This window comes from Coprobacter tertius, from assembly GCF_024330105.1.
Lineage (GTDB): Bacteria > Bacteroidota > Bacteroidia > Bacteroidales > Coprobacteraceae > Coprobacter > Coprobacter tertius.
In genome coordinates this window covers 160,695-185,778 of sequence record NZ_JANDHW010000002.1, presented here as the reverse complement: position 1 = coordinate 185,778, position 25,084 = coordinate 160,695, and the positions used below count along the sequence as shown (strand labels likewise).

Sequence of the window (25,084 nt, the reverse complement as noted above, 5' to 3'; positions counted from 1 at the left end):
CCGGCATTGCAATGTTACAGACTTTCTCCCGAACAGACTTTCTCTGTTGTTGAAAAGACTTTTACATTTGTTGAAAACTCCCGTCGGTAAAGCTTTTATGCCGCTTAATGACAAAAAAATCGAATATAATCAATCAGTATTCTTTGTATCCGGCCAGATTATAACACACCGGAGTCGTACTGTTTCCCACCCGATAAATACCAAACTTAAAATAATATCCATTTCGGTCGTTACGTCCGATCAATATCGTTTCGTTATCTACGATATGCCGTTCTACTTTTTCACCGTTCTTTTCATACGACATAACCACATCCAGACTACCGGGTTTTACAATATTTTCCTTTTCCATTCCGTAAACAGTCCAGGTAACGGCAATTTCGAAGGTAACCCACGTTTCTTTGGGAAAATCGCTGAACGGTTCTTTATAAGCGAGGGTGGATGATTTATATTTCGAAATCAACGGATGCATGATTTCGCCTTTTTCGGGATCGATATTACAACGGTCGGTTTTATCGGATAACCATTTCCGGTCCGAATTGGCTTTTATATAAAAATATCCTTTATTAAAACCGAAAGCCAGAGGAGGGAATCCACCTTGTTCAATAATCCATCCATTAGGTTCCCAATGTGCCTGGTATAATATATTTCCTTTCTTGTCCTTTTCCAGAGTTCCGTCTTCACGTAGTAGCGGAAGTCGATCGTATCCCTTATCTTTTTTAAATATCACTTTTTCACATATTTTCGCGAATTCTTCATCGGAAACCTCTTTGACTTCGCCCTCGGGAGTACATAATAAAGTACGGTCGGGCATACCGTGCCACTGGGCAAAAATCGTATTTACCGAGGCTTTCAGGTCTTTAGGTACGTAAATAGAAAAACGATAATGACGGGTACTCCCCTGAGGACATTCCCCTTTACCGTAATGATAGACTTTTTTTGCTTTTACAATATTTTCAAATTGCTTTTCGGTTAGTTTTTCGATATCTTTCCCAGTCGCGAAACAATAAGATAGTTCCGCCCGTCCCTTTGTTTCACCGGCACTATAACCGGCTAAAGTATTATCATTTTGTTTCAATTCGAACCGATACGATGGCTTACCATCATACAAACGGGTATAATCATATTGTATCGCATGTTTCTTGCGGGTACCCACGGCTACCCACTCTCCGTCGATTATCGAATTTTCGGGAGCCACTTGACTTTGTATATCCACTCGTTCGCGAATAGGTACCAACGTTTTTTCCTGTGCCGTAAGAGAAAAGCCCCACAAGAGACACATTACGATTATTAAAAAGCTTTTTAGTTTTATCATATTGTTCATTTTTTTAGAATACGTTTTATTGTTTTATCTGCAATTAAAAAATAATATCCAGCCGAAAACCCTGTCAGATCTATACATACATTGGTTTCTCCCCGGTTCGTTTTTACCGACATGACTTGCCGTCCTCCGATATCGGTTATGCGAATAATCGTATTCACGGGTTCGTATGACCGGATATAAAGTTTTCCCGATGTCGGATTCGGATACACGCACAATCTGTCATCAGTATCAACATTTTCCATTCCGCTTCCGGTATAAATCAGGGGTACCGACACCGATTCACCGCCTGTACCGTTAAATTTCAATATCGTCGTATTTTCCATTTCATTATAACCGATAAATTCTACTTTTCCGGATGCGTCGGCAATATTCCACTTTCCATTTAAAGTAATCTCTACCGGTTGTATTTTTGTATCCATATACCGTTTCGACTTCGGAACCGACCATGCTTGCACAGGAAAACAACCGAATTCATTCCCTTTCTTATAATATCCCAAATCGGGATTCGACACCGTCAGTATCGTACGGTCAGTACCGGAGGTAAGCCAAATGTTGCAAGGTTCCGAGACACTCGAAATTATCTCATCCCCAACAAGTGTATCGGAAGCAAATACCGACAACCCCTTTTCTTGCCCTCGTTTTACGATATGCGCTACTTTATCCCGGCGCAGTACGGAATAAAAACTATCGGGATCATTGGCCAATCCGGAAATAAAAGATGCGCCCCGTACCCAAACGACATATTCATAACCGCCGTTTTTCGTTTTTCTGCCATGATTTATCCAGGCTGTCGCATAATTACCACTTGTCGCGTTTTTATTCTTATCATCTACCGATTGCTGTACATTCCGGTGTATATGCAATCCTTTAGCATCGGGAATATAATATCCGTTACCGGCAATATCGGTAAGGTAAACCGGTGATTCTACATTTTGGTCGTAGACATACGAAAGACCAGTAATCTGCGTTCCATTCACTATGGTGGGTGTCTCGGGAGAAGGAAGAAGATTTTGGAAAATAGTAGTATGAGCCGCATAATCGGAAGCAGTATTATCGATATCCGATCCCAAGGCAACGATAAGATCGTCGAAAAAGAAATAAGATTTCAATGCCGTTAATTTAGGCTTTGTCCAGGAAGCGCTACTCTGGCCTTTGGTACGGTCTGAAAATTTAAATCCATACACCCCATTTCTACCGTCGCTCACACCTCCGGCAAAGGCTTCATTCGAAAAACGCGGCCACTCGAACGCTTTTGCATCGGCAAGAACCTCGGGCAAAGATAAATCGGGGACCGTCGTACCCGGAATATGCGACCAGTCGTAACCATCATAACCGACGCCGCTGGCCAATGCCGACACGACACCTTCCGAATCTTTTCCGCTATATATACTCAATTGTCCGAAACTTTGGTTTCTTCCATACCAGTTTTCACTGCCGTTCGTCTCGAAATCCCACACATATTTACTATATCCTTTTATTGTCGCCAGCCAATCGGAACGACGATGTATCTGCATAGCGGCATAGGGAAAAGTCCGGTTTAATTCCATTTCTTTAACCGGCACAATGACCGCTTTTAAACCATTGCATATATTTATGGTACCCATGCCTCCTGTAAAAATTATTTCACAGGCCGTATTTCTTATCATTCCCGTTTGTACGGGATTATATTCTGTATCATACAAATTGGCAAAAACTCCGCCTATCTCTTTTTTTAATTTTCCTTCGGGTAAAATGTAATAAATATAAGCATAAGCCGGAATTTGATTTATAATATCATTTAAATGCCCGGGAAAACGACCGCATAACCCACGAGAAATATCATATTTCCCGCTATACTGTCCGAATGCCTTCAAGCCTTCGGCGATATGCTTAACGGGATCGGTAGCAATGCCGTAAACCGTATTATGCAACAAAAAAGCCATTTGTGAAGCTACCTGCAACGCATCGGTTACATAAGCGCTTCCCCACACTCCCAAATGGTGATAACCTGTATAGTCGGGTTTCAAAAATCCGTCCCAGGCTCCGTGGGGTACAAACGCCTGATTAAGGACCTCGGTAAGATACGATAACTTTTCCTCCCGATCCGCAACATTGTCACCGGCCGTTAAAATATACATTAGTCGGTTATTATATATCGTTCGTACTCCGTCGGAACGACTGATATTTCCGGCTGCCGAAGCCGACCAATCCTCTTCACCGCCCTCAATGTCGACACTGTTGGGAACAACCCAGCGAGTAGCCCATTCCATCATGTCCGATACTTCATCGAGCATTCCCGCCTTGGCCAATTCTTCACGCATCAGCATAGAAGCATAAAAATACCCCGTAAGCCTTAGATAAACACCACCTCCTGTAAAATGGAGTTCACGCCCCGTCTTAAAATTCCTTACACTTAAGTATTTATATAACTTCATGATTTCCGATAAAATACCGGCATTATGATAATAAATGTTAGGTTGTGTGTCGGGGCCTTTCAGCCGATATGCCATCGCCAACGGAAACAATACTTTACCGACTAATTCACGTACAAGTGCTATATCATTGCCGGGAACCTTTTCATCTAAAACAAATTCTGGCAAATCGGGAACATCCGGATCATATTTTCCGGCCATATCACTTGCCTGTGAAAACCGGGTTAATAACGAGTTATAACGGTCTATAGCAGAAAGATTAGAATAATCGGTAGTATCATCCCCGATAAGTAAATCTATATACCGCTTGCGAATTAAATCTATATCGGAATATGAAGTTACAGTGCATGTATATACTCCGCTATTTTCTCCTCCGGAAGTTTGTATAAGTGCATACAACCAATATCTGCCTGTCGAAGGTAAACTAACGTCGAGCGAAAGTGGCTTCCCGGCAACAGGGTATTCCCGGCTATTCCCCTGCAAAATAGCGTCGGAAGTCGGGATTTGGCAACTTCCGTCGTCAGGTTTTAATAAATAATATAAAGTACCCTCATCGTTAGCCGAAACTTCAAAAGTCACTGAGTCAGTATCTTTTTTTACAGGAACAATATAGTTTATCGCCAGCGGTTGAAGAGTGGAAAATTCGGAACCTGACAATACTTTTGTTGTATTTCCGGCTTTATCCCTGACTATAAAATACAATCTGAGAGTACTACCCGAAGGTGAATGCAATGTTTGAATGGTTTCCTGATTTGCCTGACAAGAAAAAGACCGTGTACCGTTTAACAATTCATCAGCGGTAGGTTGTACACCGTCATTACGAATCTCCCAATATACGTTCCCCGACTCACTACTCGTTAAAGAAAAATCGACCGAAGAACGGGTTATATTCGAAATTTTGATATCCGATACAACCGGTGGCTCATTATCGGTCACTTTCCATACCTGTATTTTATTTCCATCGGCAATAAACAATCGGCCATTGCTGTCTGCAGCTATTCCATAAGGAGACGTAAAACTTTTTCCACTGCCTAATTCACCTATCGTATTTTTAAAATTACCTGATAAGTCGAACCGGTAAACACCTAACAAGCCTCCTTTAAAATCGGTATCAGAAGTTATCAGTAGCGATCCATCAGGCAACGATGTCATATAAGCCAATGAATTATACGCATACCGAGAATCTTTTTTAATTATAAAATCGACTGTAGCCGTTTCTCCCGAAACTCCGGATAGGGCGATCATTCCGGTATTTTTATCGATAATATACATTCTTCCCGCACTGTCGAAATAAACCTTACGCACTTCCCTGAACTTATCTTTTGTAAGTGATATAATCGTATTCTCGAGGGTATTCTCTCTGTATACGGAAATTTTTGTAAGAGAAGCGACATAAAGTTTTCCGTCGGGGCCCATGGTAACGCCGTTTACATTTTCTCCTATCTGCAACGCATACCGCGATACTCCGTTTGCGGAATATACCTCAACGTTTTTTCCGCCCCGATTTGCTACATAAATATTGCCTGCCTCATCGACATCAACGTCAAAAGGGGTGTTCAGACCTTTTATAATCGTTTGAGGTGCACTCTTAAAATCACATTTTACAATCGTGTTTCCGGCTGTAGAATATAAGATTTCCTTTTGTATGCAAAGCCCTCTGGCAACACCCTGCAATGAGATCTCACGCTCATAATCGGAATTTTGAGCCTGCATATCGATAATGACAGTCACTAAAACCGCAATCAGGGTCGCCCCTCTAAAAAATTCATTTATAAATGTACGATGAGGAAATCCGATCATTTTTTTTCGATTAATTATTTTCCGTTATTTCAGAATCATTCCTTATATTCCCTGAAAATATCATACTCGCCGCACCCATCATACCCGCTCTATTTCCCAAACAGGCTGCACAAACGAGTGTATTCACACGGCAATCCGCTAAAGAATACTCTTTCACTTTTTCTCCGATACGAGAGATATAAAAGCCACCTGCTTCTGAAATACCGCCTCCGATAACAACCCGTTGCGGACTAAATATATTAACCAGTCCCGCAATACCGTGGCCGAGGAAATCCCAATGTTCATTCAAAGACTCTATTGCAACAGAATCTCCTTTATGATAAAGTTCGACAATCATTTTACCATCGGGCTTTATTCCTGTATGAAGTTTTCTTTTACGACAGCGGCCTTCGAAGCGTCGTATCAACGCTGCAGTAGAAGCATAGGTTTCGAGACAACCTACACTACCGCAGGCACAACGTTCCCCATTCGCGATAAGCGGTATATGTCCCATTTCCATTCCTCGGTTCTTATACCCGCCATATAACTTATTATTTATAATAACGGCGCCTCCGATACCTGTACCCACTGTAATAAACAGCACATCGGTACAGCCTTTAGCCGCACCGAAAGTTTGCTCACCAAGCCCCATTGCATTAGCGTCGTTTGCTACCAAAGTCGGTATTCCGGTCTCTTTCTCCAGTATGCCGGCAAGCGGTATGTTTTCCCAACCGGCTATATTTTCTGCACCCCCTAATACGATGCGATTATTTTCATCCGTAATCCCTGGAGTTCCTACCCCGACTCCACACAAAGCGATACTCTGTAAAGCGGCAAATCCGATACAATCGGAAATCGCCGCTTTTAACCGGTCGATAACTGTGTCTCTGGAAATATCGGCTAATGACGGCATTTCCCCGCTATACAAAAAAACGCCCTGTTCGTTTACAACCGCATATTTTAAAGACGTTCCTCCCAAATCCAATCCAACAGCATACCTCATAATCATACCCTTTCTACCCAGATAGGAGTACTGAATGCCCATTGTCCGTCCCGTTGACGAACCCGTACGTAATAATAATCGGTATCTCTCGAAGGCTTGTTATCATGCATCACGTGTTCTATCATAAAGGCGCTTTCTGGTGCCGCACGGTTAAATAATATCGCTTCGCTCAACCAACCTCTCATAAAATGCGATTTAGAACCGGTAAGAAGCTCACCCAAAGTATAACCGAATTCCTTTCCATTCATCTTCGTCCTGATGATACCGTTTTTGGGCATCGTTACATCCAGCATTACTGTTTGCATGGCAGGAGTCATCGTATTGGGATTTTTAGTAGAATACATTTCCAAATCGATCCTTTTGTCATCGGCTTTAAGTATTCTATTCACTTTCGTATCGTCTTCATGGCCTATTTTATCTGCCTGAGGAGAGGTATAAGCAGCCCCCCGAAAACAAGGTGTCGCCACATTGATTTTACCCTCGGTAATTTCGATAAACCCGTCCCAACGTACCGGTTTCTCTTCCCGGTTCCATCCGAAATCAAGCTTTACTTTAGCGCGCATCACATCTTCCGGCGGTACAATCGTCTGCATAGGGCCACTCAGTCGGGCGATACATTCTCCATTTTTTACGATATCTACATAATCGATATAATTCGCCGCTTCTACATTCAGGTATATATGACGGTTATTTCCTCTAATTATATCCCCCATAATAGCATTATTAATGCGAAAATCGATATTCACTTTATCCCCCGTAGCACAATACACATGGCGGTTTTTCATTGCCTCCCAAATGTCGTTTCGATCGAGCGATCGGGCCAAAACTCCGATACGGCCATCACCAAAACTGCCGGGATAACCCGCATGTTGGTCGGTAGATCCGATAAAGCCGAATTTAAAACCTTTTTCCAACCCGCACAAAGCGCTTCCCTCATACGACCTCGGTCCCATATCGTGAAGATAATTATAATCGCCCTGATCGCTTTCGGCTAACCCGTGCCGTGAAAAAATTTCGACAAACGGCGTCTGATTTCCCTGGGTAAAAAAATCCCAGTTATATCCACGGTATCCTTTTTCGTACCCCATATGATGTGGAGTGACAAATACTTTTTTATCTTTAAGCTTTGCTTTTAAATCTTCCACCGATTCACACTCTACGAGAGGGAAATTCTGTTCATACGACAAGACGACATGATCGCCATATTTCATGCTATGACATTCGTATGAAGGAAAAGTTAAAAATTTACCATCCTGATTATATTCTTCAGTCATTTTCAGATATTTTTCATACCCTCCTTCTCGAAGCCTTTTAAAGGCACCTGTATGATAATCGATCACCCAAGCCAGGCGAGGATCGTCTTTTCCGGGTATATCCGGCCACATGGCATGAGGAGTAACCGATACAAAATCGAGTTGCTGTTTTGCCGCCTCAAAAGCTAATCTCATATCACCATGACCGTATGTAATATTACAATGGTTATGTATATCTCCCCAGAAAACTTTCAATCCGTTCGGATCGATCTTTGCGGCCGCTTTCGCCTTATCTTTTTCTTTTGGTGTACAAGCTCCCAATATCGGGCCCGATACGGCCAGTCCCATAAAAGTCCAACCGGTTTGTTTAATAAATTTTCTCCTGTCCATAATCATTCATTCGATTTATAAATTTTTTTCGATATCAGTGCATATTTGCTCCGTCATCCCCTTTAAAGAACTTGATATTCTGTTCGGTAGGATCGGTATCTTTATATTCCTTCTGCATTTCGAGAAGCAACCGGGTCATATCTTCCTGCACTTTTTTATATTCAGGTTTTCCGTACACATTGTTCAATTCATTACTGTCTTTTTTCATATCATATAATTCCCAATAATCGGCATCATTGTAGAAATGAATGAGTTTATAGCGTTGAGTACGTATACCGTAATGACGTTTAACCATATGCCATGAAGGATATTCATAATAATGATAATAAACCGCTTTACGCCAATCGGCAGGAGTTTTCCCTTCATGTTCGAGGATCGGTTTCAAGGAATGTCCTTGTATATCGGAAGGAATAGAAGCGCCCGCATAGTCGAGAAAAGTCGGTGCCAAATCTATATTCATACACAATGCGTCGGAAACAGTACCGGCTTTTATCGCCTTGGGATAACGTATCATCAAAGGAGTACGCTGACACTCTTCGTACATAAACCGTTTATCGAACCATCCGTGTTCACCGAGAAAGAAACCCTGATCGGAAGTATAAACGATTATCGTATTATCCAATTCCCCGATCTGTTTAAGATAATCGAGTAATCGCCCAACATTCTCATCTACCGCCAGTGTAGTCGCCAGATAATCCCGCATATATTGCTGATATTTCCATCTAACCAATTCTTTTCCCTTCATATTCAGCGTTTTAAACTCCTTTATCCGAGGGGCATAAGCTTTATTCCATACTTCTTTCTCTTCCGGAGTCATCCGATTATAAGCCGCGCGAAACGACTCCATACCTCTATTCTTCTGATTAGCACGTTCTATTTCGGCTTTATTCATATCAGCGGCACGTTTATTATCATAAGTACCCGACAACTCTTCGGGAGTAGCAATCTTCAAATCCCAGTCATCCCACATATGGTGGGCTATCTCCATCATTGTTTCCCTTGCGGCAGGTCCTCGGGTAGAATAATCATCGAATAATGTTTTCGGTTCGGGAAACGTTTTATCGTTAAAAATCCCCAAATGTCTTTGCGCCGGCATCCAGTTGCGATGAGGGGCTTTATGGTAATACAGCATGGCAAAAGGTTTAGATTTATCCCGGTTACCGATAAATTCGATCGCCTTATCGGTAATAATATCGGTTACATACCCTTTTTCTCTGACTATTGTTCCATTTTCATTAAAATCGGGACTGTAATAATCTCCCTGCCCGAGCAATATACTCCAATAATTGAAACCCTGAGGGTCTGAATTTAAATGCCATTTCCCGATCATGGCTGTCTGATAACCGGATTTTTGCAACAATTTCGGGAAAGTCTCCTGATCTCCGTCAAATGTCTGCGAATTATCTGTAAAACCATTGATATGGCTCATTTTCCCAGTTAAAATGCATGCTCTCGAAGGTCCCGATATAGCATTACTTACGTAACAGTTATCGAATCTCATTCCTTCATTCGCGATACGATCGAGATTAGGTGTCCGCATCAGACGACTACCGTAACAACTGATAGCTTGGGTAGTATGATCATCGGTCATAATCAGGATAATATTCGGTCTTTTTTCCGGTTTATTATCTTTTTGTTTAGCGACACAACCGGTAAAACTACTAATTGCAGCTACCGGTAATAATAAAGAGGATAATACGTTATTTTTCATATGTTTTAGTATTTAATAATTTTTTGAGTGCTATATCCCGAGCCTGATCGGACAGATATCATATAAAAACCATCGGGAAACAGGCTTATATCTTTAGTATAGTTACCTTTAAAACCCTCCATGGCACACAAACGATCACCCCGCAGAGAATATATTTCTATTTGAAAAGGATCTTCGTTCGATGAGCAGAAATTAACCGTTTGTGAACTCCTGTCGTATACACACTCGATTCGATCCTTGTTTTCCGGCTTACAACCCGAAAGATATTTCTTCAACTTTGCATGGTAGCTTTTACCGTCAATCGTCGTTATCTTTAAAGCTGAAGCATCTCCCGAAGATATTATAGAAACTTCCGGATCGCCATCTTCTAATGTATATACATCATCGAGCGTTAATTCAAAATCAAAAGGAGTACCTTCCGCGCTTACCTTATCTTCGGTAAGAGAATCGTTATTCTCTGCACTCGGACGGCGCATATCGGGCTCACAAACAGAAAGATCGATAGAATCTTCATCCTCTTTCAACAATATAATAACAGGTGCATTTACGGTTTTGACATGACCTGTATTTACAGGAATCTCCGAATCGAATACAACATAACAAATAATATTTCTTGTCTTTTCCCTGATTATATGCGCCGACTTATCCTGACGGAGAATAACAATCGGAGAAGTTGCCTCATCCCTGTATCTGCTTATATCGTTATTTCCGGCATTCAGAACCATATAATAAATATATTTATCCCCGGCGGGAGCCTCACCGTGGGTAATATAAGACCTGACTACTCCTCCTTTCCTTTCTGTTACGGTAGTCCCGTTCTTTACGATATAAGCCGTACCCATGTTATCGACAATAACAGGATTTAAGATTTTTGTTACGGCAGAAACAAATTCATCCCCGTTTATCATTACTTTTTCACCTTCATTTGTTTCCTGCTGAAACAACGTCGTTACCGTAGGCACCGAAAAATCGTCGTTTTTTATATTGCTGCCTATGCATACACAAATACTATCGACACAAAAAACCGTCTTATCGGCATAAAAAGTTTTATCATAAACATTATCATGCAGTTTCATAGAGAATACCGAAACATCGGTTCCGCAAACCGTTCCCCCAAGAAACGTTTCATCACTGAAATTCCGATGTTTACCATTGCCTCCTGTGTTAGTGTTCAGAGACGTTAAAGACAACACTTTGGAGGTCGTTCCCGGTATATAATTCCAATCCCAATTTTTATCTTTATAAGCATTATTTTTCCTGAATCTATCTAACCGTGTATATTCTATCTGACCGTTGCTAAGATATCTCCCGTACAGATTCTCGGTAGAAGAACTTTCAAAATCCCATATATATTTACTCGTCCCTTTTATCGAAATGTGCCAGTTTTTACTTTTATTCACAAGAAGCCCGGCATAAGGATAATAAACCCGGGTATCTTTCACTTCTTCCGGTAATATACTTTTATGAAGTAACCTGGCACAGGTTTCGACCTCCCCTAAGGTCGATTTATGTGTAATATCGGTAGATACATCGGTAACCATTCGAGACACGATTTCCGGATCGGCATTCCATAAACGCATAAACGCCTGAGACAACTCCATATCGGGCTCATCTGACGAAAGCGACAAATAGGCATAAGCAGCGATTATCCTATCGAGTTTTTGCGTTTGAGTAGGAAAACGGCCCGATGTAGCGACGGGCACATCATATATCGAAGCAATATTCCTGAAAGCGAGTAAACAATTCTTTAATTGGGAAAACACCGTTTCGGGCAATGCGAAGGAAGTATCATGAAGCAAATAATAAATAAGAGAGGCCATATAAAGAGCATCCGGATAATAAGCGCTCATGTAAACTCCCCGATGATGATAGCCGGTAAAATCGGGCTTAAAGGTATCGAGATATCCTTGTGCTCCCGAAAAAGCATCGGTATAATATTTTGTAAGAACCCTTAGCGCCGCTACTTTGTCATTATCATCGGGAAGCATCAGGGCATAATACAGCTTCGGCAAGGCAAGTGTTCTCAGATTATCGGCTGATTCACCATGCCGGTTTTCAAGATTACGGGAAACAGCATCTCCGAAAAGAGTAAACCATTTGAGCGTATTCAGTTCTCGTTTTAACCGGACATCTCCCAATTGTTCACGCATCAGGAAAAGCGAATGAAAATATCCCCCACTCCTTAATTTTTCAAAACGGATCGATCCCATAGCGCTTCCGGCAGCCCACCCCTGATCGTTGTACCAGTCATAAATATCGAGCAGTCGTTGCCGTTCGATCTCCGATTTATTCAACCTCCAATCCAACGCAAAAGGAATAAGATATTTTTCACTGATATCCCTAAACTTAATAACAGAGACATTTCCGATTTTCGAAGAACTGTATTGTGGAAACAATCCGGGCCCGGTAACTATGTTTTCCTCGTCTCGGGAAAGAGATACGTCGAAAGAAGAATTCGCCCGATCTATCCAGTTGTCGATGCTTTTCTTGCGTTTGATATATTCCTCATCATTCCAAACCGTTTTGTCTTCACCGGACAAAAACCACCGGTCTATTCGCTGAGCTATTACCCCGATATCCTTTTTTTCCCGGGTAGTCGCATCGCTTATTGTTATCAGATCGGTCCGATATTTTTCCAGAAAATTATCGATCGTATTATAGGGTTGTTTAACTGCATGCTGAAAATCGTCGATTCTCTCCCATGATATTTTAGGGACGAACTCGAGATAATCGAAATACACCCGTCCCTGCGAAACTGCCGGAGCTTTTACGGTAATTGCGTTCAATTTTGTTCGGTCATGTCCCATATCGTCCACAAAACCGGCCCACAGACATCTCCATCCCGTAAAATTAAGCTTAAATTTATAGGTACATTTTTCTACTCCCGAGATATGTATAAAAGAAAAAGTAAGATCATCGGTCGAATATTTCGTATTATATATCCACAACGTAATTCCTCCGTTCACCCGGGTAGATACCTCTTTTAACGAGTTCAGATTTGTCAACTTTAACTTGTCACCTCCGACCCAATCCCATCGTAATGACCGGCTTCCTAATTTATATTTATCGGCAGATACCGATAAATTTCCTTTCGTCGCCGACCAATCTGCAGGAACACTCCCATCTTCAAAAGAATATATTTGTGAAAATGCATCCTGACAAATCATAAACAATAGTAAATAAAATACGTGTTTCATGGTATTCTTTCTTATAAAACCCTTTATAACATCAAAAAGGGGTAGAGTAATTACTCAGCAATACGGGACCTCCTTTCCCTCAAAACTTTTTATAAATCATATCCCAAATGATATTTTTTACGGCCAACTTCTACCGTAATTTTTAAAGATTTCGCATCAGAAAAATCGGTATTGAATTCGGCTTTTATCGATGGTGCTTTTACCGCATCTTTTACTGGCAATATCATAGTAATAAACCGGATACAATGATCGGACGCTTTCTTATCTTCATTAAAAGAGAAAGCCTTTCTTTCTGATTTTTGACGGTATGCATAAGATACCCAACCTTCCTCATTTTCCATTATCACATTTTTATCGCTAAAAGCTTGCAATAATATATTATTATCGTCTTTAAACCGGGTATACGCTTTCAACATGACAGAATCGGTCTTTACATCTCCCTCGCACATTTCATAATGAATACCTACTTTTCCCTGAGCATTGCCAAAAGCCTCATCGACGATCACAAAAAACTCCTTATTTACAAAAAATACCGACCGACGGTGTTTCAGCCCTTTATAAGACGGATTTTCTGTAACCAACACCTCGGTGGGTTCACCGATTTTCCACAACAAACATTTCGAATCGGTTTTTTCAAGAGACCGATTATCCAGTGTTAATGTTTGATGTACTCTGGTTTGACGAAACCAATTACGCCATTTCATCACTTCATCGTCACCCGCATAAACATAAGAACCGGAATCAGGGAAGAAATTTCTCCCTTTTACAAATAATTCGAATGTACCGTTATCGGGCTGACAATGCCAAAAAGCAGGCGGTCCGGCTTTTATAATCATACATGTAGAACCCATATCCCAACCGTTGCGAAAAACAAAAAATCCGGATGTAGGAAATGCTTTAGAGGTATAATCCGGTAATTTCCCGCTCTTACCCTCGGTAGCGAAATAACGTATCGCCTCATCTTGAGGAAAGACCTTCATCCACTGCTTGTAATTTTTAATCATTTCAGATTTATCATTTTTCTTCGCATCACTGAACATCGGATTCGAATAATCGGGAAAAGATAAGTTATAAGTAACCGTAATCATTTTTTCTACCGTATCCAGAAATTCCTGTGGAAATTCTTTTCGGTAACCGTTAAGATCGGCCATTTGCAACGCTTTAAAAAAGATATTGATCGTGGCCAGATGATAATGAGGATCGAGCTCGAATTGCATCCCGTCGTTATATACCTGAACTTTTATTTCTTTATTCAATATAGATATCGCCGATTGTCTCCATGCGGAAGCATCTTTAAATTCAGGGAAAAAAATACCGGCATACAATATACGTTGCGCCTCGAAAAGAAGATGGTTTCCTTGTTTCGAATAATTATTCATAATATGCACTGCATGTCTGTGCACATTTACGAGAAAGTGTGTAAAAAAAGCTGGCGTAAAATATTTTGAAGTATTGAATAGCAGAAACTCCGCTGCCTGATCTTGCAAACGGTTGCTGACCTCGAGCGGACGCCAGGCATATCGTACATTGTCATCCGTAATCTTATCCCCGTCGTATTCGGTATCTCCACCGGCGATAGTTTTTCGAACCGCACCTTTTTCAGGTGTTAAAGGGTTTTTCTTTATCCAGTCTAAATATTGATATACCCACTCTTTGGCATATTTTTCATCGCCTGATATACGATACGCTTTTCCCATAGGAATAAACCATTTCTGACGATGCAATTGCCAGCGTAATTCATTATCTTTTACAGGCCAATAAGTCCAATCTATATCCTTCCCGTAAAAAAAAGAAGGTTGGTAACCTTTATGCGCAAATAATTTATGTTCCAGAGCATCATCGGCCATTTTTTGTTCGCTTTCCGAAATTTTCAATTTATTAAAATTAATATCCGGCAAAATAATTCCCTGTCTGCTTTTATAATAAGTTAAGAGAGCTGATGCAGCATCCTGATATTTCCCTTCTTCGTAAAATGCCTTGACATTTTCAAGTCCCTTCCTATTCAAATCGATTAATTCAAAAGCCTCTTTATCGATCTGCTGAGCATAAATCCCCCAGCATCCGAAAAACAAGATACATAATGTTAAATATATAGTAATACGTGTTTTCTGCATGATCATTAATTTTTAGAGTCTTATTTTTTCGAGAATAAATTTCGAGAATCTATTTTTTTTATTTCCATATAGCGTTTCAATGCCTCCAGGTAATAATAATCGGCATAATTAAGCGGTACATTTATTTCCGACCCGTGCGGATAAGAACCCGTAGAATGCTTCAGTATAAACCCGTTGTTCGATCCTCTCGTAGCCAAATAATCGGGAGAAGAAAGATTTTTGATAATTTCCTCAGCATAATCGAAATAAGTTTTTCCATTATTTACCAATGTGCTCAATTCGAAAAGAGCAGAAGCTGTAACCGCAGCGGCAGAGGCATCTCTGGGAGCATAAGGAATATCTGGAGCATTATAATCCCAATACGGAACAAGATCTTCGGGAATCGCCGGATTATTCATAATAAATTCGGCGATAGCTCGGGCCTGATCGAGATATTTTTTATTTTTCGTCTCTTTATAACAGTCTGTAAACCCGTATAACCCCCATGCCTGCCCACGAGCCCACACAGAACTATCGGAATACCCCTGATAAGTTTCCTGACGTATTACGTTTTTTGCCGGATCGATATAATCGACCACATGACAACAGCTCATATCGGGTCGATAATGGTGCATCATCGTATTATCGGCATGACGTTCAGAAATAGTAAAGAAAATGCGATCCTTAGTCATTTTACCGGCACTGAAAAGCAACTCGAGATTCATCATATTATCAATAATTACAGGATAAGTCCATGTCCCGAAATCCCAGGATCGGATAACGCCTTTTTTCGGATTGAAACGAGAGATCAATGAACGGGCTGCATTTATAATAACCATAGAATCTCCACTTTCCGGAGCCAGCCGGTAAGCATTGCCGTAACTACAATTTATCATAAATCCGAGATCATGAGTTCCTCGATAATATTGGAGTTCAGCCAACAAATCGGTATACTTCCGAGCCTCTGTTTTTAACGTATCGTCTCCTGTCATTTCATATGTCAGCCACATACTCCCAGGGAAAAATCCGCTGGTCCAATCCTTAGGCTTCTCAAGACGAATACTATCTATCCAATTCCCTGGAGCCCGATGAGCCATAGCTACCGGATTCAAAATCGAACGAGGGAAAACGGCTGTATCCTGAATATTTTTACGATCTATAGCCTCAGCCGTCATTTTAAGCTGGTAACGAGCCGTTTCAATACCATTTTTCAACCACGACAAGTCTTCAGTCGACGATTCTTTACGATTACATGAAAAAAATAGAAATGCGGCAAAACCCAAAAAGAGGGGAAATTTGTGTCTCATAATATACAGAAATTCTATTAATTAATTATACATTCTAAGAATGCAATATTACCCATCTATATGATAACCGAATTTTACGAATGTCGAAATTTATAAGACTTTTTCTGCAAATTCTTTTTCATTTGTTGAAAAAACTTTCGAATTCGTCAAACTCGAAACTTTTTAACATATTCAGAGGGTGAACATCCCATATACTTTTTAAAACTCGTTGTAAAATAAGAAGGGGTAAATCCTACCATAGCACTTATCTCGGATACATTATATCTACCCTCTTTCAACATACGGCAAGCATGTCCAAAACGTATTCTGCGTATAAATTCAACAGCCGATTCTCCGGTAAGAGCTTTCAGTTTAAGATGAAGGTTCGAACGACTCATCCCCATTTCACGGCTAAACTCCTCTGCCGTAAATTCTGGATTCTCAAGATTTCGCTCGACAATATCTACCGCTTTATTCAACAATTCACCGTCTATTCCTCCGGATACGATCTGTATGGGACTGGCCTCCATATTGGATACATAATTTCGAATCGCACGCTGACGGCCCCTGAGAATATTCTGCATTTTTGTATGTAGAACCGAGAAAACGAATGGTTTACTGATATAATCATCCGCACCGATGCTAAGACCGGCCAATTGTTCTCCGACAGTCGTTTTTGCAGTTAATAAAATAAGTGGAATATGACAAAAATAAATATTCTGTTTTACCTGTTTGCAAAACTTGATTCCATCTTTTACGGGCATCATTACATCTGAGATAATAAAATCGATTTTTTCCCCGCTATTCAATATTTCCCAGGCTCTCTCTCCATTTTCAGCCTGAAAGACCCGATAAAACGCCGAAAAATTTTCATATAAGTATTTCCTCACTTCTATATCATCTTCAGCAAGTAACAGAGTATAGGTATCATTAACATCGGCAAGACGTAATTCCGAAAACGGATGATCTTCTTCGACAAATTCCGTTACATCGATAAGCTCATTTTCCGTACTCTTCATTTTCGAAACAACCGAAATGCCCGTTATCCGCTCATTATCAGAATAATCCTGTTCATCACCCGGTAAAGTCACTGTAAAAACCGACCCTTCGCCTAAAATGCTATTCAAGTGTATTTCCCCATGATGTTGTGCTACCAGGCGTTTTACAAATGAAAGTCCGATCCCGGTCCCTTCGCTGTTCTCCTCTACCTGATAAAATCTTTCGAAAATACGAGCCTGTTTATCTTCTGGAATACCACATCCCGTATCTTTTACCGAAATAATTACCGATTTTCCTTTTATACTCAATTGTACCGTAATAATCCCATATTCGGGAGTATATTTCAACGCATTGAAGATTAAATTGGTCAATATTCTTTCTATATAATTTTCATCAAAGAAAACTTTCTCTTCACATATATCGCAATCGAAACAATATTCTATTTTTTTATTCGAAGCCGCTTGGACGAACATATCGAATATTTCCTCAACAACCGGACGTATTTTCTGCTGACGTACGCGAAGCTTCATTGCACCCATTTCTATACGTCGATAATCGAGAACCTGATTAATAAGACGCAACATTCGATTGGAATTATGTTGAATAAGCAACAACTGCTTTTTTAACCATCGATCGCTCACTCCTCTTTCGAGAATTTCATAGACAGGAGACAAAATAAGGGTCAATGGAGTACGAAATTCATGTGAAATATTAATGAAAAAACGTATTTTCATCTGGCTAAGCTCTTCTGTACGTTCTTTCTCTTTTCTTTGCAATTCCAGCTCTTTCTTTATAATCTGACGTGACGTATAAAAGCGTATTCCGTAAAATATCAAGATTCCTCCTAACAATATAAAAAGAGTTGTCGCCCACCATGTTTTCCACCAATAAGGCAATATCACAATCACAAGATCAGTCTCTTTCTCACTCCATTTGCCGTCGTTATTTGCCGCCCTTACTTTAAATATATACCGTCCCGGATCGAGATTGGAATAACTAACGCTGTTCTTCGGTGTATCATACCATTGATTATCAAATCCCTCAAGCTTATAAGAAAACATGTTCTTTTTTCCCGATAAATAGTTCGGTACAATAAACTCAAGACCGAACACAGTTTGAGAAGATGTCAGGGTAACAATATGTGTTTCATCGATACTTTTTTCTAAAATACCGCTTCCATCTCCGGGACGTATAGTTTTATTAAAAACAGAAAATTTGTCGATAATGGCCGCCGGAGTATAAGGATTATCAATCAGTCTTTCGGGATAAAAAAGAGTTATCCCGTTTATTCCTCCAAAATACATTTTTCCATCTGAACTTTTACAATAAGCATACATGTTGAACTGATTACTCTGTATTCCGTCCGATTCGGTATACACGCGCCAGCTACCGCTTTCTGTATTCAAACATATCAAGCCGCTATTCGTACTCATCCATAACCGGTTGAAACTATCCTGAAGAATACCGTATATCATATAATCGGGAATATTATAACGACTGCCTATATCATTCAACCGACCGGCATCCTGATCATATATAAAAAGTCCAGACCGAGAACCTACCCAAATATTCTGTTTATTATCTTCGAAAATACAACAGATCTGCTTATCATTTGCTTTCTGCGGTTCGGCATCCAGAATCTCGTTTCGAGTTCTATCATATATATACAACCCGTTATCGGTACCCATCCAAATACGTTTTCTACTATCGGAATACAACTCCAGTATCTGCCTGTCTTTTAATCTGTCAGCTCCTGTCGATACAGTAAACGGACGGAATTTCTTTTCTTTGAAATCGTACAGATACAGTCCGTTTAAAGTTCCTATCCATAATATATCGTTTTCATCTTGCAACAGAGAATATACTCCATTATCCGACACAGGATCTGAAGAGATATGTAACCTACTGAATCGCCCTGCTTTTTCTCTCATAAAACACAGACCGCCATCATGAGTTCCTATAGCCAATGTACCGTCAGATAACCTCAACAAGGCTTTAATATTATTCCCCGAAATACTTTCCGGATCGTTTTCTTCGTGTTTATAATAAACAAATCGATCATTTTCAGGATCATACCGATTCAGTCCATTATCGTTTGTACCGATCCACACATACGATGATTCGGCGAGCATAGCACTTACTACATTATCATTGAGAGAATTAGCGTAACGCACATATTTTAAATGCTCGAACTGATTTTTCAAAGGATGATAATAATTCAATCCCCCGAGATAGGTACCACACCACATCCCACCTTGTGTATCTGTATATATCGCACGGATAGAATTTTGGCTCAATTCGTTCGCACCGTAAACGGTATTGAACAAATGATAAAATCCTTTCTCATCTCCTTTCAGAATATTTAGTCCCACAAATGTCCCTACCCATAACCGATGATTTCCGTCATAAGATAATGACCGGATAAAATCGGAAGATATACTTTCCGGATCTGCAGGCCGGTGTTTATAAGAAACAAGCACATGATATGCCATATCATAAAGATACAAGCCCTTCCCTTCGGTACCGATCCATATTTTATTCGGATCACGGTTATAGGGAAGAATCGTCATAACAGGCTTATTCCTGAGTGATTTATCTACAACCTCAAACGAATCGCCGAGTATATCATAATAAAATAAACCACCTTCTCCCCCTACCAATATTCTGTTTCTGAAACTGAATACCAACGAAACCCTTTTTTCGGGAAAAGACGTAAGTTCATATCCTTCTTTATCTGAAAAACGAAAAAGGCCCCGATCGGTAGCCAGTAAAAATTGATTTTCTCCACATTCACAAATACTGTAAATCAGTTGTTTTTTAAAACCCGTATTTTTCCAAGGATAATTCACAAAACGGGCTTTACAATGGTCATACATCGATAATCCTCCCTGCGTACCGATCCATACACGATCTTTCGAATCGAGATATAGTGCCCGGATATTACTATTTTCGATACTTGTAGAATCGGCTTTGTTATGCCGATAAACCGTAAATTTATAACCATCGTACCGGTTAAGACCATCTCCGGTAGCAAACCACATGTATCCTTTCTTATCTTGAAGAATATTAAATACAGAACTTTGAGAAAGACCCTCATTCAGTGAAAGCTGCTGAAAAACAATTTCTTTTTCTATACCGGCCGAAACCGGCATACCACTATATATAAAACATACTAATAAAGCATACACTTTTAAGGATACGATACCATCTACTTTTAATATTATTTTATAAAATCTCATTATGAGCACAATACCATTAATTAAAAAAACACTACGCAAATTAAGTATTAATACGATTATCCTTCACACCGGATATTCAGCTACCATTCAGAAATTTAACGACAAGATTAATTCCCCTGTTATTATAAACATACGACTATCCGTACCATCTGGATTGTATGTAAGAATCAGCTATTCAATAAAATCGTTCTTTTCTATTTTATAGTGTAAAAATAGTAAAAATATTATTCACGACAGGCAATATCCTTAAATTTTCACTTTCCGGCCTTCAACAGAGATAAATATTATTCGATATTTAAGCCCGAGATATATAACATTTACGTACATTTGTCGCAATTAAATAAACGTATTTATTCACAATTACGCTTAACACACAATGAACTCGATTAAAGAACTATACCGCATCGGATACGGACCTTCGAGTAGCCACACGATGGGACCCAGAAAAGCCGCCGAGATATTTCAACAAAAACACCCCGGAAGTTCATCCTTTAAAGTTATTTTATACGGTAGCCTTGCCGCTACCGGAAAAGGACACCTTACCGATCGTGCGATATTGAACGTCCTTGAACCTTATGCTCCCGTCGAGATAGAATGGCGTCCGAAAGAATTTCTGCCGTTCCATCCCAACGCCATGACATTTATCTCTTACGATACTACCGGAAAAGAAAATGAAAGATGGACGGTTTACAGTATAGGAGGCGGAGCATTAGCCGAAGAAGGGAAACCGCTGAATACTTCCTCATCGCTCTCTATTTATGAAATGCATAAAATGAGCGATATTTTACACTGGTGTGAAAAAAGCGGAAAAAATTACTGGGAATATGTAAAGGAATGCGAAGATGAAGATTTATGGGATTATCTTGCCGAAGTATGGAAGGTAATGAAAGATTGCATTCAACGCGGACTCGATGCCGAGGGAGTTCTTCCCGGACCATTGAACCTGAGAAGAAAAGCCTCGAGCTATTACATCCGGGCAACAGGTTATAAACAATCCCTTCAATCGAGAGGACTCGTTTTCTCTTATGCGTTAGCGGTAAGTGAAGAAAATGCTTCGGGTGGAAAAATCGTGACGGCACCGACTTGCGGTTCGTGCGGAGTTTTACCTGCAGTTCTTTTTCATCTACAAAAAACGAGAGATTTCAGTGATACCCGCATTTTACGAGCCTTGGCAACAGCCGGTCTTATCGGAAACATCGTAAAAACCAATGCTTCCATTTCGGGTGCCGAAGTAGGCTGCCAAGGGGAAGTAGGTGTTGCTTGTGCGATGGCAGCTGCGGCAGCGACCCAATTATTCGGAGGCAGCCCTGCGCAGATAGAATATTCTGCCGAAATGGGGCTTGAACACCACCTGGGAATGACCTGTGATCCGGTATGCGGGCTGGTACAAATCCCTTGCATCGAAAGAAACGCTTACGCTGCCGCAAGGGCACTCGACGCCAATATTTACTCCTCTTTTACCGATGGAATACACAGAGTATCATTCGATAAAGTAGTGGAAGTTATGAAACAAACCGGACATGACCTGCCTTCACTTTATAAAGAAACCGGAGAAGGCGGACTCGCGAAAGATTACAGCCAGATGTAAAATGCTCATTAATTCCATCATAAAAAGCGCAAGAAAAATCTTGCACTTTTTATGATGGAAAAAACGACAATCAGAACATTTTTTCTTTAAAATAGGCCTTTTATCTTTCATAGATATACTCTATTTTTGTTTGTATATAAAGGTTTTTATTACAGAGTAAAAGTATAAATAAAAGTTCCTGATCAAATCCACGCCTATATAGCAGACCTTGAAAATTTTATAGCAATATATTTAAGGAACTTTTCGTCTTCGTGAGAAGGCCTCTGTAAAGGATATAAAAGCTGCCTGATATGGGCGGCTTTTATTTTTTATTCAATAACAACGCCCTATCGTAGTTGATAGGGCGTTGTTAAAAACATTATATATTACTCTACCGACAATAAAATCGGCAAAATGATGATCAGTTATTTTCGGGGCGCAACTTGCGCACAGTTTCTCCCGCTTTCCACATTTCACTGTCACGGAGTTCTTTCAATTCAGCTTCCAATCCTTTTCGGTAATCGGGTTTACTGTTAGTATCGATCGACCGCTGAGCCTCATTTCCTTTTGCAACTTCCTTATATAATTCCTCGAAAACAGGCTTAGACGCATCCCTGAATTTCTTCCACCAGTCGAGCGCACCCCGTTGGGCAGTCGTAGAACAATTAGCATACATCCAATCCATTCCATTTTCTGCAATAAGAGGCATAAGAGATTGTGTAAGTTCTTCAATTGTTTCGTTAAATGCCTCCGAGGGAGTATGTCCATTGGCACGCAACACATCGTACTGAGCAGCGAAAATTCCCTGAATAGCTCCCATCAATGTACCTCTCTCACCAGTAAGATCAGAATAAACTTCTCTTTTAAAAGTAGTTTCGAAAAGATATCCGGAACCGACACCGATTCCCAATGCAATTACCCTCTCTTTTGCCCGACCGGTAGCATCCTGGAAAATCGCATAGCTCGAATTCAACCCGCGTCCCTGCAAAAACATACGGCGCAAACTCGTTCCCGATCCTTTAGGAGCAACCATAATAACATCTACATCGGCTGGAGGAACTATACCTGTACGGTCTTTATAAGTAATCGCAAAACCATGAGAAAAATACAAGGCCTTACCGCTCGTCAGGTGTTTTTTCACTTTGGGCCAAACTGCAATCTGCGCAGCATCGGACAACAAATATTGTATAATAGTCGCTCTCTCGCAAGCTTCCTCTATCTCGAACAAAGTTTCTCCAGGAACCCATCCGTCGGCAATCGCCTTATTCCAGGTCTTCGAATCTTTACGCTGTCCTACGATTACATTAAAACCGTTGTCTCGCAGGTTGAGGCTCTGACCGGGGCCTTGTACGCCATAACCGATCACAGCGATAGTTTCGTCCTTTAATACTTCTCTTGCTTTTTCCAAAGGAAATTCCTCGCGGGTTACTACATTTTCGTCAACACCGCCAAAATTCATAATTGCCATTTTGATTGTTATTATATTAAAAAATAAAACATTAATTTCTCTCTTTCTTTTCGCGGGGAACAAACCAAACCTTTCCCCTGCATATTCCTTCATGGTTCCGGTTTTTCAATTCGAGTTCGAAACAGGAATTATCAAATTCCCTGCGATAGAATACAAACCACATCCCGTACCTTATTTCACTCATATAATTTATTTCGAACCGACCGATCATATTTTCATCATACTGCTGCAATGAAAAAGTATCGAGCATATGTTCTATATATTTTACACTGTTCACATGACGGTTCAGGTCGATATCACTGTAACGTACCGGATATGAAACCAAAGGTTCGCCTTCCACAGGCTTCAATTTCGATTGTCGATCGATAGGGCATTCTACACCGGAAACCCTGTCTGAAAAACAATCGAGAGTACTCAGATCTACCGATATGCGCGTATCGATATCGATGACCGACCAAATTGTTCTCGCATAGCCATAAATTTCTCCCCGCGGAGAACTAAACCGGAAATTACGGGCTGAGAAATGTTTATTATAACTTTCTACCCAAGTCTCGATTACATAATCTTCATTTATTTTCGGATATCGCCGCATCTCGACGGCCAAACGTGCTAAAACCCAAGTCAAACGACTCTTTATCAAAGAGCTATATCCTACCGACCATTTTTCTGCATGAAAGGTAGCCGTTTCAAGGATACGTTTCACCAAAATAGTCAGAGGCAACTCTCCCTGAGCATTTCCCTCAGCCGGTTCGACCGAGTATCTGAACATTGCAACTTTGTCATCATTTCCACACATATCCGTATATATTTAAAACCATCAAACCAATAACCGGCAACGACGATCTTCCTGTTCCTCAAGGAAAATACTCACATGTTCTACCGTAGATTTAGTAATCGCTACCCGCCCCGAACGAACGAATTGCATTACACCATATTTACTCAACTCTTCGAATAACTGCTGCGTTTCTTCGGTATGTCCCGATTTCTCGATGACCGTATAGGTTCGATTTACCTCGAGAATTCGAGCATTATGCCTGCGTACCAATTCTTCGATACTGCTGTCGTCGAGTAATTTTTCGGTCGCGACTTTATAAAGCGCCACTTCCTGATAAACAATCTCATCGTCGGTATAAAAAAAAGCTTTTAATACATCGATACGTTTTTCAATCTGTTTTACCACCTTGGAGATCATATCTTCATCGCTTATCGTGGTAATCGTAAATTTATGAATTCCTTCGATAGCCGAAGCCGAAACCGAAAGCGATTCTATATTTAAGCGACGACGGGTAAAAATAATCGATATCTGATTCAGTAACCCTACCTGATTCTCCGAATATACTGTTACCGTATATAAAGTCTGTTCCATT

General features: G+C 40.4%; 13 protein-coding genes. 1 reads left to right on the top strand and 12 read right to left on the bottom strand.

The genetic code is table 11. The features are described 5' to 3' along the window. Positions 1 to 133: 133 nt before the first annotated feature. The 9 genes from NMU02_RS02595 to NMU02_RS02555 form a co-directional block, all read right to left on the bottom strand. Positions 134 to 1,321, bottom strand: coding sequence for a heparin lyase I family protein (locus NMU02_RS02595; protein WP_435522006.1), 1,188 nt, complete (start codon positions 1,319 to 1,321; stop codon positions 134 to 136). Beyond that, positions 1,318 to 5,532 (bottom strand): polysaccharide lyase family 8 super-sandwich domain-containing protein, encoded by a 4,215-nt coding sequence (locus NMU02_RS02590; protein ID WP_255025626.1) that lies wholly within the window; start codon positions 5,530 to 5,532, stop codon positions 1,318 to 1,320. The genes NMU02_RS02595 and NMU02_RS02590 overlap by 4 nt, the downstream gene beginning before the upstream one ends. A gap of 10 nt (positions 5,533 to 5,542) precedes the next feature. Further along, positions 5,543 to 6,520, bottom strand: a complete 978-nt coding sequence (locus tag NMU02_RS02585) for an ROK family protein (protein WP_255025625.1) — start codon at positions 6,518 to 6,520, stop codon at positions 5,543 to 5,545. After that, on the bottom strand, positions 6,517 to 8,157 hold the full coding sequence (locus NMU02_RS02580) for a CehA/McbA family metallohydrolase domain-containing protein (RefSeq protein ID WP_255025624.1): 1,641 nt from the start codon (positions 8,155 to 8,157) through the stop codon (positions 6,517 to 6,519). Before NMU02_RS02580 ends, NMU02_RS02585 begins: the two co-directional genes overlap by 4 nt. A 34-nt stretch (positions 8,158 to 8,191) precedes the next feature. After that, positions 8,192 to 9,868 (bottom strand): sulfatase family protein, encoded by a 1,677-nt coding sequence (locus NMU02_RS02575; protein WP_255025623.1) that lies wholly within the window; start codon positions 9,866 to 9,868, stop codon positions 8,192 to 8,194. Positions 9,869 to 9,873: 5 nt separating this feature from the next. Further along, the gene (locus tag NMU02_RS02570; protein ID WP_255025622.1) at positions 9,874 to 13,065 is read right to left on the bottom strand and encodes a chondroitinase family polysaccharide lyase; all 3,192 of its coding nucleotides are present in this window, start codon (positions 13,063 to 13,065) and stop codon (positions 9,874 to 9,876) included. 89 nt (positions 13,066 to 13,154) lie between these two features. Continuing rightward, the gene (locus tag NMU02_RS02565) at positions 13,155 to 15,179 is read right to left on the bottom strand and encodes a heparinase II/III family protein (protein ID WP_255025621.1); all 2,025 of its coding nucleotides are present in this window, start codon (positions 15,177 to 15,179) and stop codon (positions 13,155 to 13,157) included. A gap of 20 nt (positions 15,180 to 15,199) precedes the next feature. Next, the gene (locus NMU02_RS02560) at positions 15,200 to 16,465 is read right to left on the bottom strand and encodes a glycoside hydrolase family 88 protein (protein ID WP_255025620.1); all 1,266 of its coding nucleotides are present in this window, start codon (positions 16,463 to 16,465) and stop codon (positions 15,200 to 15,202) included. Positions 16,466 to 16,611: 146 nt separating this feature from the next. Continuing rightward, positions 16,612 to 20,682, bottom strand: a complete 4,071-nt coding sequence (locus NMU02_RS02555) for a hybrid sensor histidine kinase/response regulator transcription factor (RefSeq protein ID WP_255025619.1) — start codon at positions 20,680 to 20,682, stop codon at positions 16,612 to 16,614. A 376-nt stretch (positions 20,683 to 21,058) separates the two neighbouring features. On the opposite strand from NMU02_RS02555, the gene NMU02_RS02550 reads away from it, so the two are divergent. Further along, complete coding sequence (locus NMU02_RS02550; protein WP_255025618.1) at positions 21,059 to 22,270, top strand: L-serine ammonia-lyase; 1,212 nt, start codon at positions 21,059 to 21,061, stop codon at positions 22,268 to 22,270. Positions 22,271 to 22,670: 400 nt separating this feature from the next. Here the strand turns inward: NMU02_RS02550 and ilvC are convergent, their stop codons facing one another. The 3 genes from ilvC to ilvN are packed head-to-tail and all read right to left on the bottom strand — an operon-like array spanning position 22,671 to position 25,083. Then, complete coding sequence (ilvC, locus tag NMU02_RS02545) at positions 22,671 to 23,717, bottom strand: ketol-acid reductoisomerase (protein WP_255025617.1); 1,047 nt, start codon at positions 23,715 to 23,717, stop codon at positions 22,671 to 22,673. Between the two features lie 31 nt (positions 23,718 to 23,748). Further along, positions 23,749 to 24,513 carry an acyl-[acyl-carrier-protein] thioesterase gene (locus NMU02_RS02540; RefSeq protein WP_255025616.1) on the bottom strand — a complete coding sequence of 255 codons (765 nt, stop codon included), beginning with the start codon at positions 24,511 to 24,513 and terminating at the stop codon, positions 23,749 to 23,751. A 21-nt stretch (positions 24,514 to 24,534) separates the two neighbouring features. After that, entirely contained in the window at positions 24,535 to 25,083 is a 549-nt protein-coding gene (gene ilvN / locus NMU02_RS02535; RefSeq protein WP_255025615.1) for an acetolactate synthase small subunit, read from the bottom strand. Position 25,084: the final 1 nt, after the last annotated feature.

Excerpts from the sequence above, each read along its gene's own strand:
- NMU02_RS02570 (WP_255025622.1), bottom strand. The coding sequence starts at position 13,065 with ATGAAACACGTATTTTATTTACTATTGTTTATGATTTGTCAGGATGCA.
- NMU02_RS02555 (WP_255025619.1), bottom strand. The coding sequence starts at position 20,682 with ATGAGATTTTATAAAATAATATTAAAAGTAGATGGTATCGTATCCTTA.
- NMU02_RS02595 (WP_435522006.1), bottom strand. The coding sequence starts at position 1,321 with ATGAACAATATGATAAAACTAAAAAGCTTTTTAATAATCGTAATGTGT.
- NMU02_RS02590 (WP_255025626.1), bottom strand. The coding sequence starts at position 5,532 with ATGATCGGATTTCCTCATCGTACATTTATAAATGAATTTTTTAGAGGG.
- NMU02_RS02540 (WP_255025616.1), bottom strand. The coding sequence starts at position 24,513 with ATGTGTGGAAATGATGACAAAGTTGCAATGTTCAGATACTCGGTCGAA.
- NMU02_RS02575 (WP_255025623.1), bottom strand. The coding sequence starts at position 9,868 with ATGAAAAATAACGTATTATCCTCTTTATTATTACCGGTAGCTGCAATT.
- NMU02_RS02565 (WP_255025621.1), bottom strand. The coding sequence starts at position 15,179 with ATGCAGAAAACACGTATTACTATATATTTAACATTATGTATCTTGTTT.
- ilvN (WP_255025615.1), bottom strand. The coding sequence starts at position 25,083 with ATGGAACAGACTTTATATACGGTAACAGTATATTCGGAGAATCAGGTA.
- NMU02_RS02585 (WP_255025625.1), bottom strand. The coding sequence starts at position 6,520 with ATGATTATGAGGTATGCTGTTGGATTGGATTTGGGAGGAACGTCTTTA.
- NMU02_RS02560 (WP_255025620.1), bottom strand. The coding sequence starts at position 16,465 with ATGAGACACAAATTTCCCCTCTTTTTGGGTTTTGCCGCATTTCTATTT.
- NMU02_RS02550 (WP_255025618.1), top strand. The coding sequence starts at position 21,059 with ATGAACTCGATTAAAGAACTATACCGCATCGGATACGGACCTTCGAGT.
- NMU02_RS02580 (WP_255025624.1), bottom strand. The coding sequence starts at position 8,157 with ATGGACAGGAGAAAATTTATTAAACAAACCGGTTGGACTTTTATGGGA.
- ilvC (WP_255025617.1), bottom strand. The coding sequence starts at position 23,717 with ATGGCAATTATGAATTTTGGCGGTGTTGACGAAAATGTAGTAACCCGC.